This is a genomic window from Ruegeria profundi, from assembly GCF_020171505.1.
Taxonomy (GTDB): domain Bacteria; phylum Pseudomonadota; class Alphaproteobacteria; order Rhodobacterales; family Rhodobacteraceae; genus Ruegeria; species Ruegeria profundi.
Window position 1 is genome coordinate 1,111,997 of record NZ_JAIUZS010000001.1, and the last position, 16,311, is coordinate 1,128,307.

Genomic DNA, 16,311 nt, shown 5'->3' on the forward strand with positions numbered 1-16,311 from the left:
GCAAGAGGTGGCCGCGCCCGTTCTGTTAGCGGGCCGCCACTTGCTGCGTTTTCAAACAATCGAGCGCGCCCGCAAGGGCGCACCTTTTGATAGCAATGGTTCAGACGGCTGCTTTCAGCGCATCAGCCAAATCGGTACGTTCCCAGCTAAAGCCGCCATCAGCATCCGGCTCTCGGCCAAAATGGCCATAGGCCGCGGTGCGCTGGTAAATCGGCTTATTCAGCTGCAGGTGTTCACGAATGCCGCGCGGGGTAAGATCCATAACCTGACCGACCGCCTTTTCGATCACCGCATCTGCAATCTGACCGGTGCCATGCGTATCGGCATAAATCGACAGAGGTTTCGAGACACCAATCGCATAGCTCAGCTGGATTGTGCAGCGCTCTGCCATGCCCGCAGCCACCACGTTCTTGGCCAGATAGCGCGCCGCGTAAGCTGCGGAACGGTCTACCTTGGTCGGGTCTTTCCCCGAAAACGCGCCGCCGCCGTGCGGGGCAGCACCGCCATAAGTATCCACAATGATCTTGCGTCCCGTCAGACCGGCATCGCCGTCTGGTCCGCCAATGACAAACTTGCCGGTGGGGTTCACGTGCCACTCGGTTTCGTTTGTCAGCCAGCCTTCGGGCAGGGTTTCACGAATATAGGGCTCAACAATCGCGCGGATATCATCCGAACTCAGCGCCTCATCCAGATGCTGAGTCGACAACACGATCGAGCTGACGCTAACCGGTTTCCCGTCACGATACACCACCGAAAGCTGCGATTTCGCGTCAGGCCCAAGCGCAGGCTCAGTGCCGTTCTTGCGCACCTCGGCCAAACGACGCAGGATTGCATGAGAATACTGGATCGGTGCCGGCATCAGCGCAGGTGTCTCAGTGGTGGCATATCCGAACATGATGCCCTGATCGCCAGCGCCTTCTTCTTTTTCGTCCGAGGCATCCACACCCTGCGCAATATGGGCGGATTGTTCGTGCAGCAGATTCGTCACCTCGACGGTTTCGTGGTGGAACTTGTCCTGCTCGTACCCGATATCCTTGATACAGGCGCGCGCGATCTCATCAATGCGGCCCATATAATCGTGCAGCTTTTCCTGATCAGACAGACCTACTTCTCCACCAATGACGACGCGGTCAGTGGTTGCAAAGGTTTCGCACGCCACGCGTGCTTCGGGCTCTTCTTTCAGAAATGCATCAAGTACAGCATCCGAGATTCGGTCACAAACCTTATCCGGGTGCCCTTCGGATACGGATTCCGAAGTGAATGTGTAGTTCTGTCTGGACATGAAAGTGCTCCATTAAGTTTTCCCCCATCACGCCAGGAAGCCGTTGTGACGGGCTTTCGAGGGGATACGCGCAGTAAACCAAAGGGTCAATCGGTAATTAAGAATGATCCCGCCGCACGTTGCGCCAAAGCAGCGCGAACATAGCCCCCAGCAGGACAAATACGGGAACATCCCCGATCCGCGAGTATACAGTTGGGTCATGCGGTGCAGGCAGTTTTGCATCAATGAACCCTGCTTGCCCCAAAGGCAGCGCGTCCGTGATGCGCCCCAACGGGTCGATCATCGCCGACACGCCTGTATTGGCAGACCGCATCATGGGCAATCCTTGCTCAATCGCCCGCATCTGCGCCTGCGCCAGATGCTGATATGGGCCCGACCATGTGCCGAACCAGGCATCATTGGTGACTTGCAGCAAAAAGTCCGCACGCCCCGGTGCGGACAAGATATCCTGTGTAAAAACAGCCTCGTAACAAATCAGCGGCAACGCCTTGCCCAGTTTACCAGCATCCATCAGAGCCGCCCCGGGACCAGAGCTGAACCCATGCCCAGCGGTGGTCGCCATACCGTGAATCCCGAACTCTGCCATGAGGTTTCCCAGCGGCACGTATTCTCCGAAGGGGGCAAGGTGGTGCTTGTCATACAGCCCTGCCTGCTGGCCGGTCTCATCCAAATAGATCATCGAGTTGTAGATACGCGGCCCATCCCCCCGCTGAATTCCCAAAAACACCGGTGTTCCCTGCGCCGCGTCGATAACTGCGTTGAGATAAGGTTGAGCGCTGCCCAACCATGCTGGGATCGAGGTCTCAGGCCAGACGATCAGGTCAGGCCGGGGGGCCGCCGCAGTGAACTCGATCTGACGCGCGAAGAACACAGGCGCATAATCCGGGTCCCATTTCTGATGCTGGGGTGCGTTAGGTTGAACAAGCCGCACGACATGATCAGTCTCTGTCACCTCTGGGCGCGAACTGGCGTAAACCAGTGCAAAACCAGCAGCGCCGACTGTAAAGCCCAGCGGCAGGACAAAACCGCCGCGCTGCGTCAAGGCCGCACCCAAAGGCAGCGTCGCAAGCAGTGTCACTGCCCCCAAACCGTACGGCCCAAACAGCGACAGAACCTGCGCCATTGGCGAGCCAACCCATACCTGCGCCAGCCCCGCCCAAGGGAACCCGGTCAACACATACCCGCGAACGCATTCTGTCAATGATACCGCCAAGGCCAGAAATACCGCCTGACGCACCATGCGTGCGCCCGGGCGCCGTGCGATCCAAAAGGCAAGCGCCCAGAACAGGGCCAGCCCGCCCGCCAAGAAGACCAACGCAAACGGTGCCATCCAGGCGTGCCGCTCGGCATCAACGAAGAAAGGTTCGGTGATCCAACTGAGCCCATGGGCGAAGTAGCCGGTGGCAAAAAACCAACCAATCCACGCCGCCTGACCGCGCGTTTCGGTCGACAGAAACAACGGTGACAGCAGCACCAACGCAACCAATGTTGCAGCCCATATCCCGAAAGGTGCAAGACCAAACGCTGCCACCACGCCAAGCAGCGACGCCAGAACCAGTCTCAGCCAAAACGGCCAACCCTTGGCTGGGTTCATGCGGCGCGGCCCGGCAACATGACCCTCAAACGTTTGATCCGGCGTGCGTCGGCATCAATCACTTCGAATTCCGGACCTTCGGGATGCAGAACAACCTCGCCGCGCGCGGGCACGCGACCCGACAGCATGAAGACCAGCCCACCCAACGTGTCGATCTCTTCCTCATCCACGTCTTCGTGACTGGTAAGCGAGCGTCCGATTTCGGCTTCGAACTCTTCCAATGGAACACGCGCCTGCACGATATAGCAGCCGGGCTTTTCCTGAACCCAAAGCTGATCTTCATCCGCGTCATGCTCGTCAGCGATTTCACCCACGACCTGTTCAATAAGGTCTTCGATGGTCAGCAACCCGTCAACACCGCCATATTCATCAATCACCAGCGCCATGTGGCGACGCTCGGTCTGCATCTTGGTAAGCAGAACGCCAATCGGCATCGAGGGCGGAACAAACAGCAATGTCCGAAGCATTGACACCAGATCGAACTCGGTCGACCCGCCATTGAACCCGTGGGTCAGCGCAAAGTCCTTGAGATGCACGAAACCCAAAGGCGTATCCAACGTGCCCTCGTAAACCGGTATCCGAGATAGGCCGCTGTCACGGAACACCTGCGCCAGCTCGTCTTTCGTGATGCTCGAGGGGACAGAGATGATCTCAGCCGTGGGGATGGCCACGTCCTCGACCCGCATCCGCCGCAGATTGATCATGCCGCGCGGCTGCACCTTGTCGACATCTTGCCCGTTCGTCACTTGGACCTCATCCTCGCTCTGCGGCGAGAACGCATCCACTATTCTAGAGAAGATGCCAGCTTTCTCTTTGCCAGCATCACCGCCGTTCGTAGGTTGCGCGCTCTGCGCCGCCATAGAACTGCCGTCTGTATCACCCATTGTCCTGTTCCAAAAAATCGGCCGTTGTGGCCCGTCTATATCCTATATGGGTCATCGACACCCATTTTGCCAAGTATAGCGACCTCAACCCTTTCCATCAAAGTGGCGTCGGGGTCACGAATGTGATCGTAACCCAATAAGTGTAACGTGCCGTGAACAATCAGATGCCTGACGTGATCATCCATCGATTTTCCGGCCTCTTCCGCTTCTCTTGCGCATGTCTCATAAGCAATCGCGATATCCCCCAGCGCGATTTCCCCTGAGAAATCCGCTGCCGGAGAAGTCGGAACCTGCCCCGGTTCCTCTGCCGACAGATCCTCGGACGGCCAGCTGAGCACATTTGTCGGCACAGGCTTTTCCCGGAACTCCGCGTTCAGCTCAGCGATCCGTGCATCGTCACAGGCCAGCAGACTGATTTCGCACAGATCGATATCCAGGCCGCAATACTCCAGCACGGCCTGGATGGACTGCGTGGCCAAGGGTTCCAGCCCTTGCCAGCGCGCATCTTCAATGGTCAGTTCAAGGTTCATGTTACGACGCCCAAAGCATACAGCCCCGGACGTTTAACCCGCCTCGCGGCCTGAGTCGGCCTCATACGCTTCGATGATGGCGGCGACAAGCGGATGCCGCACCACGTCTTTAGAGGTGAAGTAATTGAAGCTGATATTGGGGATCGTTTTTAGCAGACGCTCGGCATCCGCAAGCCCAGACTGGACCCCACGCGGCAAATCCACCTGCGACCTGTCACCGGTTATCACCATCCGGCTGCCTTCGCCGAGACGCGTCAGGAACATCTTCATCTGCATGGTTGTCGCGTTCTGCGCCTCATCCAAAACCACGAACGCATTGGCCAATGTCCGCCCTCGCATAAATGCCAGCGGCGCGATTTCGATACGCTTTTCCTCGATCAATTTGGCCAGTTGCTTGCCGGGAAGAAAGTCGTTCAACGCATCATAAAGCGGCTGCATATACGGGTCGACCTTGTCCTTCATATCACCCGGCAGATAGCCCAGCTTTTCACCAGCTTCGACCGCGGGACGGCTGAGGATGATCCGATCTACATGCCCGCCGATAAACATCGAAACGCCAACAGCTACGGCCAGATAAGTCTTGCCAGTACCGGCCGGGCCAATGCCAAAGGCCAGTTCGTTGCTGAACAGCGATTGAACATACGCCTTTTGCGCATCCGTGCGTGGTTCAACCAGTTTTTTCCTTGTCTTTATCTCGACCGTGCCGCCTCTGAACATCTCAAGCTGATCACCGTCGCGGCTGCCGGTTCCTTGTTCCGATACGCCCATCCGAAGCTCACGGTCTACATCAGCGGCCTCTACATCGCGACCGCCTTCCAGACGGGTATAGAGCGCCTGCAAAACCTCGATCGCCTGTTTCTGAGCGTCCTCATCGCCCATGACGGCCAACTGATTGCCGCGACGCACAATCTGGACGGACAACTTTTGTTCGATGTCGGTTAGATTGCGGTCATACTCGCCGCACAAATCAATCAACAACCGGTTGTCAGGGAATTCAACAAACGCCTCGCGCGGGGGCATGTCATCTTGCGGTGGGGTAAGGGCACCGATGGCCAATCCGTTCTCCTGTCTTGGCGTTAATGCTCCAAGCGTAGACAACAATTCTTGGTGGGCGCAAGCCACAGTTTCAATTTTTCCGAAACGGATGGTAAAACCGCCGAAACCAGGTCCGTCTACAACAGTTGGCGGTCTCAGAACGTATAGTTCAACCCAAAGCGTAAACCGCGGTATTTAGGAGTTGATTTGGTCGAGAAGCCATTGCCGAATTCAACCTCACGCGAGTCGAACTGCACGTATTCAAACTCACCCGTGATGGACCAATTGTCATTCAGCCTGTGTTCTGCACCAATGCTCGCCGAGAAGCCATCGCGCGTGCCGCTGTCTGAAAAAGTTTGAATCGTCGGCCCCAATTCCAGACCGCTTGTGGTTGTCACGTCGCCCTGCACATAACCGACAGTAAGAAAATACAGGATCTTTCCGCTTTTGTTCGTTAAACCGTTGCGAAAGCGCAACGAGAGGATGTCCGAAACTTCGGACCCTCCAGAAACCGTAACAGAGCCAATATCTGTCGATGCGTCGTCTTCTATCTTGCCAAAATCGTATCCGATTTCAAATCCATAGACATAATCGCGCCCGCCGGTCACAGGTACACTGCCACGCCATCCCCCGCGGAGACCACCATAGCCGCCTTTCAAATCCAGCTCGCCTATCGCAAATAGATCTGCAGGGGTGCGAAGACCAAACTGGTCCGTTCCAGTGGACGCGTAGCCCGCGCTCAGCCCAAGATAGAACGCGCTTACATCAGCATCCAGGCGTTTCGGACTGGCAACCGGTGGATCAGTCAGCCCAGTATTCAGGTTGCCTGCAAACGTCGCACCGGAAAGAAATGAAAGCACCAGCACGATCGGGGCTAAGAATCGCATGTTGGGTGCAAAGCAACGCGTCAGGGTTTCCACTCGTCTCCTCCATCGACCCAACAAACGGGTCAGCACAGTACGCAGCTTTAGGAACCAAAAGACACAGCCCCAAAAAACTAATCTTTCTGGGAACATAGTTGCCAGTCATAAATCAAGGGTTAACGACTGGAATAAATCCTGACTATGGCTTTCAAACAGCACTTGTTTTCAGCTTCAGATCAGTTCACCAGCAAGCGAATTCGCACCTGAGCTTGTGATCCGTACGTCCCTTAACTCGCCCACAGCAACATCGGCATCGGATACGTGAACCGAATGTAAATACTCGGATTTTCCGACCATTTGCCCTGCTAGACGGCCGGGTTTTTCAAAAAGCACGCTGACCTTGCGCCCAACCATTGCATCCTGAATTTCGCGCTGATGCTGCGTGATCAAAGCCTGCAAACGCTGTAGGCGATCGTCCGCTGCATCAGGGTCCACCTGGGGCCGCTCGGCTGCAGGTGTGCCCGGGCGGGTGGAGTATTTAAACGAGTATGCATAGCCGTATTTGACTTCTTGCACGAGGTCCAAGGTCGCCTGAAAATCTTCTTCGGTTTCTTCAGGGAAGCCGACGATGAAATCGCCAGACATCACGATATCAGGACGTGCGGCGCGAATACGCTCGATCAGACGAAGGTAGCTTTCGGCTGTATGGCTGCGGTTCATGCGCTTTAGAATACGGTCTGATCCCGACTGCACCGGCAGGTGCAAATAAGGCATCAGCTTGTTGCAGGTTCCATGCGCTTCGATCAGGTCATCTGCCATGTCATTGGGGTGCGAGGTGGTAAAGCGGATACGTTCCAACCCATCAACTTTATTCAATTCCCAGATCAATCCGGCTAGGGTCATATCGCCCTTGGGTCCGGCCCCGTGATACGCATTCACGTTCTGACCCAACAGAGTGATCTCGCGCACACCACGTTCAACCAGATCTTGCGCCTCACGAATGATGCGATCCGCTGGGCGGCTGACCTCGGCCCCACGGGTATAGGGCACAACACAGAAGGCACAGAATTTGTCACAGCCTTCCTGAACAGTCAGGAACGCTGTTGGGCCGCGTTTTGCCTTTGGGCGGTTCTTGAGCTTTTCGAATTTGTCTTCCTCGGGGAAATCCGTATCCAGCGCTTTGGCGCCAGTGCGCGTCTTCGCCTCCATCTCGGGTAACCGATGGTAGCTTTGCGGCCCCACAACCAAATCGACCAAAGGCTGTCGGCGCATGATCTCTTCGCCTTCGGCCTGCGCAACACATCCTGCCACGCCGATCTTGAGGTCGGGCTTTTCCGCCTTCAACCCTTTGAACCGGCCAAGCTCGGAATAGACCTTTTCAGCGGCCTTTTCCCGGATGTGGCAGGTGTTCAGCAGGATCATATCCGCGTCTTCCGGGCTTTTGGTTTCAACATAGCCCTGCCCGCCCAGCGTCTCGGACATACGTTCGCTGTCGTAGACGTTCATCTGGCAACCATAGGTTTTGATGTACAGCTTTTTGGGTTCTGACATGGGTATGGCCTTTGCGTTCGCGGGATCGGCGTCATCTATACCCGACGAACGCCGCTTGCAATGCCAAGGCGGATACCCGATTTTGAACGCAGATTCCAGCCAAGTGGAACCGGACAGGCAATGCAATACGACTCATTCGACGTTTTCCTGAACTCAGGTAGATCAGCCCTTGCCGAAGGTCCTGTTGCGCTCATTTTTGCCGAGGACAACATCGAGGTCGACAGCACCCTCCGGCATCATCTGCATCTTGGCTTCAAGTCTGTGATTGCCTTCATGCCGCAAGATTTTACGCTGGACCCCGCGCTTGTGGACCGTATCCACCGCGTCAACCTGACCTGTGTTCCCGGCGCGATCGTCTTCGACACCATCAACCGGATCATTCAGGCCGCTCCGAACATCTGGATGTACTACTGCTACAACGCCGAATACCTGTTCTTTCCGTTTTGTGAGACCCGCACGGTTGGCGAATTGCTGACTTTCCACGCCGAGGAACGCCGGGACGCGATGCTGAGCCACGTAATCGACCTGTATGCCGATGACCTGAACAGTTCTCCAAATGGCGTGTCCCCGGAACGCGCGATGTTGGACAGAACAGGATATTATGCCCACACGCGCCACGACGCAGAAGGGCACCCGGTCGAGCGGCAATTGGATATGTCGGGCGGTCTGCGCTGGCGATTCGAGGATCACATTCCATATGAGCGCCGGCGAATTGACCGCATCGCTTTGTTCAAATCGCAAAATGGTCTGGAACTCCGCCCCGATCACACGTTCAACGAGCCGGAATACAACACCTATTCCTGCCCCTGGCACCACAACCTGACCGCAGCCATATGTTCATTCCGCGCGGCCAAGGCACTGAAAAGCAACGCAGGCTCGACCTTCGATATCCCAAGCTTTTGCTGGCAAAACTCGGTGCCCTTTCAGTGGACGTCAAGCCAACTGCTTGATCTTGGTCTCATCGAGCCGGGGCAGTGGTTCTGAGGTCAACGCCTGAGCAGAACTGGGAACCAATCTTCACGCAGGCGCTGGCCGGGCGTCATATCGTGTCCGGGAAACGGCGGCGACGTCCGGCCCGGACGTTCGACATAGCGCGCGTCATCCCCGACCAGGCGCAATGAAAACGCCCGGCGACGACTATCGGACCGGTTCCCGCGCGCGCCATGAAGCGTGCGGTAATTGAACGCCACCGCGTCACCCGGCTCCATTTCGTACTCGACGACCGTCATCCCCTCGGCATCCGGGTCCGGAACGGGAATGTACTGACCCTCATCCGGAAAGAACCCCTCTTCCGACACCCAACGGGTGGGCAAGACCTCTTTCTCCCACAGATGCGACCCAGCCACACAGCGCAGCGTGGCTTCTCGCACCGGGTCAAGTGGAGACCAAAAGCTGATCGTTTGCTGACCTTCGACAAAATAGTACGGCCCGTCCTGATGCCATGGTGTGGCCATCGACGTGCCGGGCTCTTTCACCAGTACATGATCGTGGAATACCTGCACGGTTCGCGATTGCATCAAGTCCGCCGCGACTTCGGCGGCCGGAGAGTTTTCGATGACATCTCGGAACTGATCAATCCGCGACCAGTTGCAATAGTCATCGAAGAACAATCCCGTCTCGCCCTGTTTTCTGTTGTCTGACGCGTACGGTCCCGGATTCGCCATGTTTTCGGCCACACCGTCTCGGAGATCTTCAACATGATCAGAGAAAAGACCCTTGATCAGGATAACACCATCGCGCTGATAGGTATCGATCATGTCTTGCGTGACCAAAGGGTGAGTCATGCCTGTCTCCGTTACATGGGCCTGCGCGATCTGGGCATGAGACTGCCCTGCGTTCAAGCCATATCTTCAAGGCAACACTTGGTACTGGATATCTGACTACTGCCGCACAACTCCGCACCCGGCGGCTGGCTTTGCTCAACACTGGAGTTCCGGCGATGCTATCACCAAGTCACCTTTTGTCCGCGCACACATGCTAAAACGCCGCAATTCAGAGTTTTCCAAATTACGCTCTGCTCACAAAAGAAACGTTACGTTATTTTTTTCGCAGCCGGATCACGACGTCGACCGAGGCGATTTCAACCCCGTCTGGCGCTTCGGGCAGGCGTTGAATCACAAGCTGATCTGACGGCGCATCGCTGAGACGGCCCTCATCCTCCCAAAAGAAATGGGGATGATCATGCGTGTTGGTATCGAAGTAGCTTTTCGACCCATCAACGGTGATTTCCTGTAACACACCAGCGTCGCAAAACGCACGCAGCGTGTTGTAGACAGTTGCCAGAGACACGGCATCGCCGTTTTTTTTAGCCGCTTCAAAAAGGCTTTCTGCCGTGACGTGGCGGTGAAGCCCGTCCCCAACCAGCAGCTCCGCCAGTGCAACGCGCTGACGCGTCGGACGCAACCCTGCGTCGACCAACCAGGTGGTGGCTATGTTCTGGCTCTGAGGTGTCATATATCCGATACCTATTCTTTGCTTGACTATATATAAGTGCTGTGGACGGGCAATTTCAAATGAAATTCAGTCGCAAAGAACCCTCGGAACATCTCATGGTACGGGCGACCGCTCTTGCAGGACCTTGCATACGGGTGCTAGACGAGGCCAGATAACACAAACAGACCCCTGGCAGGAGAGGCGGCATAATGGCCCAATTCCCGAGCAGCTTTGACAAGGACGATCTGCTGAAATGCGCCCGTGGCGAGTTATTCGGCCCCGGTAACGCGCAGCTGCCTGCCCCGCCAATGCTGATGATGGATCGTATTACCGAGATTTCTGGCGATGGTGGTGCGCATGGCAAGGGTCACGTGATAGCCGAATTCGACATCACTCCGGATCTTTGGTTCTTTGACTGCCATTTCCCCGGCAACCCGATCATGCCGGGCTGTCTGGGCCTGGATGGATTGTGGCAACTTACCGGTTTCAACCTGGGGTGGCGCGGCTGGCAAGGGCGCGGCTATGCGCTGGGTGCGGGTGAGGTCAAGCTGACCGGCATGGTCCGCCCGGATCGCAAGATGCTGAAGTATTTTGTCGATTTCACGAAGGCCGTTCAAACCCGACGCCTGACCATGGGTGTGGCTGACGGCCGGGTCGAAGCGGATGGCGAAGTCATCTATCAGGTCAAGGACATGAAAGTTGCATTGTCTGAGAGCTGACCCCAGCTTTCGTCAATGAAAAAGGGAACGGAACACAGGAGTACGCATATGCGTCGCGTCGTCGTCACCGGTATGGGGATCGTCTCCTCGATCGGGAACAATGTCGAAGAGGTCCTCGCCTCGCTCAAATCAGGCAAATCCGGCATTGAGGCCAACGAGCAGATGGTCGAACATGGCTTTCGCAGCCAGATCGCCGGATCTTTGAAAATTGACGTGGCTGAGCACGTGGACAAACGCACCTTGCGGTTCATGGGCCCTGGCGCAGCCTATTCGCATATCGCCATGACCCAGGCCATCGCGGATTCCGGCTTGACCGAAGAACAGGTGCAAAGCCCGCGCACGGGTGTTGTGGCAGGCTCAGGTGGCCCGTCGACGAGCGCGTTGCTAACGGCACATCAGACCGTGATGAAAACCGGTGCCACCAAGCGGATCGGACCGTTTGCGGTTCCGAAATGCATGTCCTCGACGATCTCGGCCAACCTGGCGACGGCCTTCAAGATCAAAGGCCTCAATTACTCGATCACCTCGGCCTGCTCGACCTCGCTGCATTGCATCGGCAACGCAGCCGAGCAGATCATGATGGGCAAGCAGGATATAGTATTCGCCGGCGGCGGAGAGGAGCTGGACTGGACGCTCTCCTGCCTGTTTGACGCCATGGGCGCGATGTCATCGAAATACAATGACACCCCAGAGAAAGCCTCGCGGACTTTCGACGCGAACCGCGACGGTTTCGTAATCTCCGGCGGCGGCGGCATCGTGGTGCTGGAAGATCTGGAACACGCGCTGGCTCGCGGCGCAAAGATTTATGCCGAAGTGACCGGCTTTGCGGCCACGTCGGACGGGCATGACATGGTTGCCCCCTCGGGTGAAGGTGGTGAGCGAGCGATGCGCTTGGCGATGGCCTCCTTGCCGGAAGGCCGCAAGATCAACTACATCAACGCCCACGGCACCTCGACCCCGGTCGGCGATGTGGGTGAGGTCGAAGCAGTCCGCCGCATCTTTGGTGAGGGCAACGTGCCTCCGATTTCATCGACCAAGTCGTTGACGGGCCACGCACAGGGCGCAGCCGGCGCGCTTGAAGCGGTTTTCTGCCTCTTGATGCTTGAGCATGACTTTATTGCGCCGTCGATTAACGTAGAAACACTTGCCGAAGGCATCCAGCCCGGTGAAATTGCCACTCAAGTGGTTGAAAACGCAGGTTTGGACAGCGTGATGACCAATAGCTTTGGCTTTGGCGGAACAAATGGGTCCATGGTCTTGTCAAAGTATAGCGGGTAACAATGATGTCGGATCTTTTAAAGGGCAAGCGTGGCCTGATCATGGGCGTGGCGAATGACCGGTCAATTGCGTGGGGCATTGCCAAAGCCATGCACGAAGCGGGCGCAGAGCTTGCATTCACCTATCAGGGTGAGGCTTTCGGCAAACGTCTGGAACCATTGGCCGCAAGCATCGGCAGCGACTTCATGGTGGATACGGATGTCACCGATGATGCCTCGCTGGATCGCGCCTTTGGCGAATTGGCTGCGCGCTGGCCAACCATTGACTTTTTGGTTCATGCCATCGCCTTTTCGGACAAGTCCGAATTGACGGGTCGGTTTCTGAACACTTCGCGTGCGAATTTCAAGAACTCGATGGATATCTCGGTTTACTCATTCATCGAGGTTGCCCGCCGGGCGCATCCGATGATGAAAGAAAATGGCGGCTCCCTGATCACATTGACCTATCAAGGCTCGAACCGTGTGGTTCCGAGTTACAACGTGATGGGCGTGGCCAAGGCCGCATTGGAATCGGCAACACGCTATCTGGCCAATGATCTGGGCCCCGACGGTATCCGCGTGAACGCAGTCTCACCCGGGCCGATGAAAACGCTCGCCGGGGCAGCCATCGGTGGCGCACGCAAAACCTACAAGTTTTGCGACCAGAATGCGCCCATGCGGTCTAATGCAACGTTGGAGGCGGTGGGCGGCACAGCGGTCTACCTGGCCTCTGACGCCGGGATGTGCACAACGGGTGAAATCATTCGCGTCGACGGAGGTTTCCACGTTCTGGGTATGCCACAACCCGATCATATGTGACCTGAACTTTCCCTGTCCTTGCCAAGATTTAACCATCTTTCGTCGGCAAGGATAGCGGCATGAGCAAAGCAGACCAAATCATCGCAAACACCTCAAAGGTGTCCCGTCGCAAATCGGGGTTCTTGGGCCGTCGCGGACGTATCGCGTTGCTGGCCCTCACCACATTGCTGGTGCTTTTCGTGTTTCTCACACAGCCCAATACACGCGAAGCCCTTGCAAACTGGACCAGCCTGATTTCAGGCTGATCTTCAAACACCGACCCAAATCACCTAGTTGATCAAGACGACTTCGATATCGAAAATCAGATCCTGCCCTGCCAGAGGATGGTTGGCATCAAGGGTAACGGTCGCGTCGTCCACATCCACAACCGTCACAGGCAGGGCTTGCCCATCAGGCGCCTGCATCTGCAACTGCGTACCGAGGTCCAAAGGGATGTCATCCGGGATACCTTCACGTGGGATCTGCTGCCGCATCGCGGGATTGATCGGCCCGTAGGCGTCGACACAAGCGATCTCAACGCGTTTTTTCTCGCCTGCCGTCAAGCCAGGCATAGCCGTATCCAGTCCCGGAATGATCTGGCCTGACCCGACCACGAACTCCAACGGATCACGTCCTTCGGAACTGTCGAAGACGTTACCGTCCAGCAGTGTCCCTTTGTAGTGGATGCGAACTGTGTCGCCTTGCTTGATCTCGGTCATGGGTGGCCTCCGGCCTTTGGAAAATTGAACGGCACAACTTAGGGTCTGTCACGGCATTGTAAACCCTTCCCCCTTTTGCGCCCTGAACTCTTGTGACACGCTGCGTCTGACCAAGGGAGAAGATTTGATGCCTATCACAACCTGCGTATTCGACGCTTATGGTACGCTGTTCGACGTGGCCGCAGCCGCGCGACAGGCTGCAGCCGAACCCGGATTCGAGAAACTGCAGCAGAAATGGCCTGAACTGGCCAACCACTGGCGGCTAAAGCAATTGCAGTATACGTGGCTGCGCGCAATCACGGGTGCCCATGCCGATTTCTGGGACGTCACACAAGATGGGCTGGATTGGGCGCTTGAGGCCTCGGGGCTGGACGGAGACGCGGCCTTGCGGCAGCGTCTGCTGGACCTGTACTGGCAATTGCAGGCCTACCCAGAAGTTCCCCAGATGCTGGCCGATCTGAAAGCCAGCGGCCTGCAAACCGCGATCCTGTCGAACGGTTCATTGCCGATGTTGGACGGCGCGGTGCAGTCGGCTGGTATTGGCGACGTGCTGGACGACGTACTTTCGGTCGAAAGCGTCGGCGTCTTCAAACCGCATTCCAGTGTCTACGATCTGGTGCAGAAACGCTTTGGCGGCGAACGCGATGACGTTTTATTCGTCAGTTCGAACGGTTGGGATGCGGCAGGCGCCAGCGGGTACGGGTTCGTCACGGCATGGGTAAACAGAGCCAATGAGCCAATAGACCGCTTGCCTTGGAAACCAGCGCATGTACTGTACGACCTCACGACGATCCCTCAACTCGCTGGGCTTTAATGGCTTTTTTCACCACCTCCGATGACAGACGCCTGTTTTATTCGGATACCGGCGCAGGAATCCCGCTGCTCTGTCTTGCCGGTTTAACCCGTTGCAGCCGGGATTTCTCGTTTCTCGCACCGCATGTCACTGATCTGCGAATGATCACATTGGACTACCGGGGCCGTGGCCAATCGGATCACGATCCGGATTTCATGAACTACAACATCTTTCGCGAATCTCATGACGTAATCGAGTTGTTGGATCATTTGGGCGTTGAGCGCGTGGTCGTTCTTGGCACCTCGCGCGGGGGTCTGATCGCCATGGCGATGGCGGCCAGCCACCCCGAGCGTCTTTCGGCTGTGATCCTCAACGACGTAGGCCCGGTGATCGAACCCGTCGGCATCGCCAAGATCATGGACTATGTAGGCAAACAACCCGCCTCAAGCACCTATGATGAGGCCGCGAAGGCGCTACAGCATGGAATGGCGCCGCATTTCCCCGGTGTGTCGCTGGAACGTTGGCGGCAGCAGGCTGAAATACAGTACGAACAGACCGACACGGGGTTGGTCCTGCGCTATGACCCGGCGTTACGGACTGCGCTTCTGGATCAGGCAGCGGCGGGTGCTATGCCCGATATGTGGATGTTCTTTGACGCACTGCGCGACATCCCGACCGGAGTTATTCGTGGTGCGAACTCAGACGTCTTGGGCAAGAACACGCTTGATGAAATGCACAGACGCCATCCCGGTCTTATATCCGCCGACATACCGGATCGCGGCCATGTGCCGTTTCTGGATGAACCGCAGTCTCTGGACCTTATCCGTAAGGTAATTGGCAAACTATGACGACATTGCAGATGATCGAAGCCGCCGCCGGGCGGTTACAGGGCCACATTCGGGAAACGCCTATGCTAACCTCGCCTTTTCTGGATGAGCTGGCCGGGCGGCGTGTCTTGGTCAAGCCTGAATGCTTGCAGCATACCGGCAGTTTCAAATTCCGCGGCGCATGGTCGGCAATTTCCGCGCTCAGCGATGCGGAACGGCAGCGCGGCGTGATTGCGTATTCCTCGGGCAACCACGCGCAGGGGGTCGCCCATGCGGCGGCTTTGCACGGGATATCGTCGGTGATCGTCATGCCCTCGGACGCGCCACGGCTGAAGATCGACAACACCCGTGCGCTGGGTGGTGAGGTTGTCTTGTACGATCGATCAAACGAGAGCCGCGAAGAAATCGGCGAGGCACTGGCGACTGAACGTGGTCTAACCCTGATCCGCCCCTATGATGAGCCTCAGGTGATTGCCGGTCAGGGCACAACCGGGTTGGAGATCGCCAGGCAAGCGGCTGCCATGGGCGTGGAACAGGCCGATGTTCTGGTGTGTTGCGGTGGTGGCGGTCTAACCTCGGGGATCGCGCTGGCACTTGAAGGCCACGCACCCGGACTGCGCACCCGCCCGTGTGAGCCTGAGGGCTTTGATGATGTCAAACGATCCTTGGCCACGGGGCAGATACAAGGCAACACCGCGACTGCGGGCAATATCTGCGACGCGATCCTGACGCCGCAGCCCGGAAAGCTCACCTTTCCGATCATGCACCGCCTGTGCGGGCCGGGTCTGACGATCACCGAGAAAGAAGCGATGCATGCAATGGCATTGGCGTTTCTGCGTTTGAAAATCGTGCTGGAACCCGGAGGCGCTGCATCGCTGGCTTCGGCACTGTTTCGAAAGGATGAAATCGAAGGTGACGCAGTGATTGTCGTGGCGTCAGGGGGCAATGCAGACCCCGAAGTCTTTGGCAAAGCACTGAAATTCTTGACCTGACGCAGGTCAATAGTCCAGTCTCTTTGCTACATCAA

18 protein-coding genes and 1 riboswitch are annotated in these 16,311 nt (G+C 56.9%); of the genes, 8 read left to right on the forward strand and 10 right to left on the reverse strand.

What is annotated here, in order from left to right; all coding sequences use genetic code 11:
• Positions 1 to 100: 100 nt before the first annotated feature.
• The 7 genes from metK to miaB all read right to left on the reverse strand — a co-directional run bounded on the left by metK (position 101) and on the right by miaB (position 7,739).
• On the reverse strand, positions 101 to 1,282 hold the full coding sequence (gene metK, locus LCM21_RS05365; RefSeq protein WP_224889638.1) for a methionine adenosyltransferase: 1,182 nt from the start codon (positions 1,280 to 1,282) through the stop codon (positions 101 to 103).
• Between the two features lie 5 nt (positions 1,283 to 1,287).
• Positions 1,288 to 1,337, reverse strand: a riboswitch (SAM-SAH riboswitch).
• 42 nt (positions 1,338 to 1,379) lie between these two features.
• Complete coding sequence (lnt, locus tag LCM21_RS05370; protein ID WP_224889639.1) at positions 1,380 to 2,876, reverse strand: apolipoprotein N-acyltransferase; 1,497 nt, start codon at positions 2,874 to 2,876, stop codon at positions 1,380 to 1,382.
• Entirely contained in the window at positions 2,873 to 3,760 is an 888-nt protein-coding gene (locus LCM21_RS05375) for a hemolysin family protein (protein ID WP_224889640.1), read from the reverse strand. Before LCM21_RS05375 ends, lnt begins: the two co-directional genes overlap by 4 nt.
• Positions 3,761 to 3,795: 35 nt before the next feature.
• Positions 3,796 to 4,290 (reverse strand): rRNA maturation RNase YbeY, encoded by a 495-nt coding sequence (gene ybeY / locus LCM21_RS05380; RefSeq protein ID WP_224889641.1) that lies wholly within the window; start codon positions 4,288 to 4,290, stop codon positions 3,796 to 3,798.
• 33 nt (positions 4,291 to 4,323) lie between these two features.
• Positions 4,324 to 5,346 carry a PhoH family protein gene (locus LCM21_RS05385; RefSeq protein WP_068337767.1) on the reverse strand — a complete coding sequence of 341 codons (1,023 nt, stop codon included), beginning with the start codon at positions 5,344 to 5,346 and terminating at the stop codon, positions 4,324 to 4,326.
• Positions 5,347 to 5,480: 134 nt separating this feature from the next.
• Positions 5,481 to 6,245, reverse strand: coding sequence for an outer membrane protein (locus LCM21_RS05390; protein WP_224889642.1), 765 nt, complete (start codon positions 6,243 to 6,245; stop codon positions 5,481 to 5,483).
• Positions 6,246 to 6,419: 174 nt separating this feature from the next.
• Positions 6,420 to 7,739, reverse strand: a complete 1,320-nt coding sequence (gene miaB / locus LCM21_RS05395; protein WP_224889643.1) for a tRNA (N6-isopentenyl adenosine(37)-C2)-methylthiotransferase MiaB — start codon at positions 7,737 to 7,739, stop codon at positions 6,420 to 6,422.
• Between the two features lie 120 nt (positions 7,740 to 7,859).
• Between miaB and LCM21_RS05400 the strand changes: the two genes are divergently transcribed.
• Entirely contained in the window at positions 7,860 to 8,723 is an 864-nt protein-coding gene (locus tag LCM21_RS05400) for a hypothetical protein (RefSeq protein WP_224889644.1), read from the forward strand.
• Between the two features lie 2 nt (positions 8,724 to 8,725).
• Here the strand turns inward: LCM21_RS05400 and LCM21_RS05405 are convergent, their stop codons facing one another.
• Both LCM21_RS05405 and irrA read right to left on the reverse strand, forming a co-directional pair.
• Positions 8,726 to 9,523 carry a phytanoyl-CoA dioxygenase family protein gene (locus tag LCM21_RS05405; protein WP_224889645.1) on the reverse strand — a complete coding sequence of 266 codons (798 nt, stop codon included), beginning with the start codon at positions 9,521 to 9,523 and terminating at the stop codon, positions 8,726 to 8,728.
• 253 nt (positions 9,524 to 9,776) lie between these two features.
• Complete coding sequence (gene irrA / locus LCM21_RS05410) at positions 9,777 to 10,193, reverse strand: iron response transcriptional regulator IrrA (RefSeq protein WP_224889646.1); 417 nt, start codon at positions 10,191 to 10,193, stop codon at positions 9,777 to 9,779.
• Between the two features lie 188 nt (positions 10,194 to 10,381).
• Between irrA and fabA the strand changes: the two genes are divergently transcribed.
• From fabA to LCM21_RS05430, 4 genes are read left to right on the forward strand one after another with little or no spacing between them, the layout of a single operon-like run.
• On the forward strand, positions 10,382 to 10,891 hold the full coding sequence (gene fabA / locus LCM21_RS05415; RefSeq protein WP_224889647.1) for a bifunctional 3-hydroxydecanoyl-ACP dehydratase/trans-2-decenoyl-ACP isomerase: 510 nt from the start codon (positions 10,382 to 10,384) through the stop codon (positions 10,889 to 10,891).
• A 48-nt stretch (positions 10,892 to 10,939) separates the two neighbouring features.
• The gene (gene fabB, locus LCM21_RS05420; RefSeq protein ID WP_068337775.1) at positions 10,940 to 12,169 is read left to right on the forward strand and encodes a beta-ketoacyl-ACP synthase I; all 1,230 of its coding nucleotides are present in this window, start codon (positions 10,940 to 10,942) and stop codon (positions 12,167 to 12,169) included.
• A gap of 5 nt (positions 12,170 to 12,174) precedes the next feature.
• The gene (locus tag LCM21_RS05425) at positions 12,175 to 12,966 is read left to right on the forward strand and encodes an enoyl-ACP reductase FabI (RefSeq protein ID WP_224889648.1); all 792 of its coding nucleotides are present in this window, start codon (positions 12,175 to 12,177) and stop codon (positions 12,964 to 12,966) included.
• Positions 12,967 to 13,025: 59 nt separating this feature from the next.
• A complete protein-coding gene (locus tag LCM21_RS05430) occupies positions 13,026 to 13,211 on the forward strand; it encodes a hypothetical protein (RefSeq protein ID WP_068337776.1) in 186 nt (61 codons plus the stop codon).
• A gap of 24 nt (positions 13,212 to 13,235) precedes the next feature.
• Here LCM21_RS05430 and LCM21_RS05435 read toward each other — a convergent pair whose 3' ends face one another.
• Positions 13,236 to 13,664, reverse strand: a complete 429-nt coding sequence (locus LCM21_RS05435) for an FKBP-type peptidyl-prolyl cis-trans isomerase (protein ID WP_224889649.1) — start codon at positions 13,662 to 13,664, stop codon at positions 13,236 to 13,238.
• A gap of 127 nt (positions 13,665 to 13,791) precedes the next feature.
• Here LCM21_RS05435 and LCM21_RS05440 point away from each other — a divergent pair, with 127 nt between their 5' ends.
• From LCM21_RS05440 to LCM21_RS05450, 3 genes are read left to right on the forward strand one after another with little or no spacing between them, the layout of a single operon-like run.
• Entirely contained in the window at positions 13,792 to 14,478 is a 687-nt protein-coding gene (locus tag LCM21_RS05440; RefSeq protein ID WP_224889650.1) for a haloacid dehalogenase type II, read from the forward strand.
• Positions 14,478 to 15,305: an alpha/beta fold hydrolase gene (locus LCM21_RS05445; protein ID WP_224889651.1), complete on the forward strand. Its 828-nt coding sequence runs from the start codon at positions 14,478 to 14,480 to the stop codon at positions 15,303 to 15,305. The genes LCM21_RS05440 and LCM21_RS05445 overlap by 1 nt, the downstream gene beginning before the upstream one ends.
• Positions 15,302 to 16,276 (forward strand): threonine ammonia-lyase, encoded by a 975-nt coding sequence (locus LCM21_RS05450; protein ID WP_224889652.1) that lies wholly within the window; start codon positions 15,302 to 15,304, stop codon positions 16,274 to 16,276. The genes LCM21_RS05445 and LCM21_RS05450 overlap by 4 nt, the downstream gene beginning before the upstream one ends.
• Positions 16,277 to 16,311: the final 35 nt, after the last annotated feature.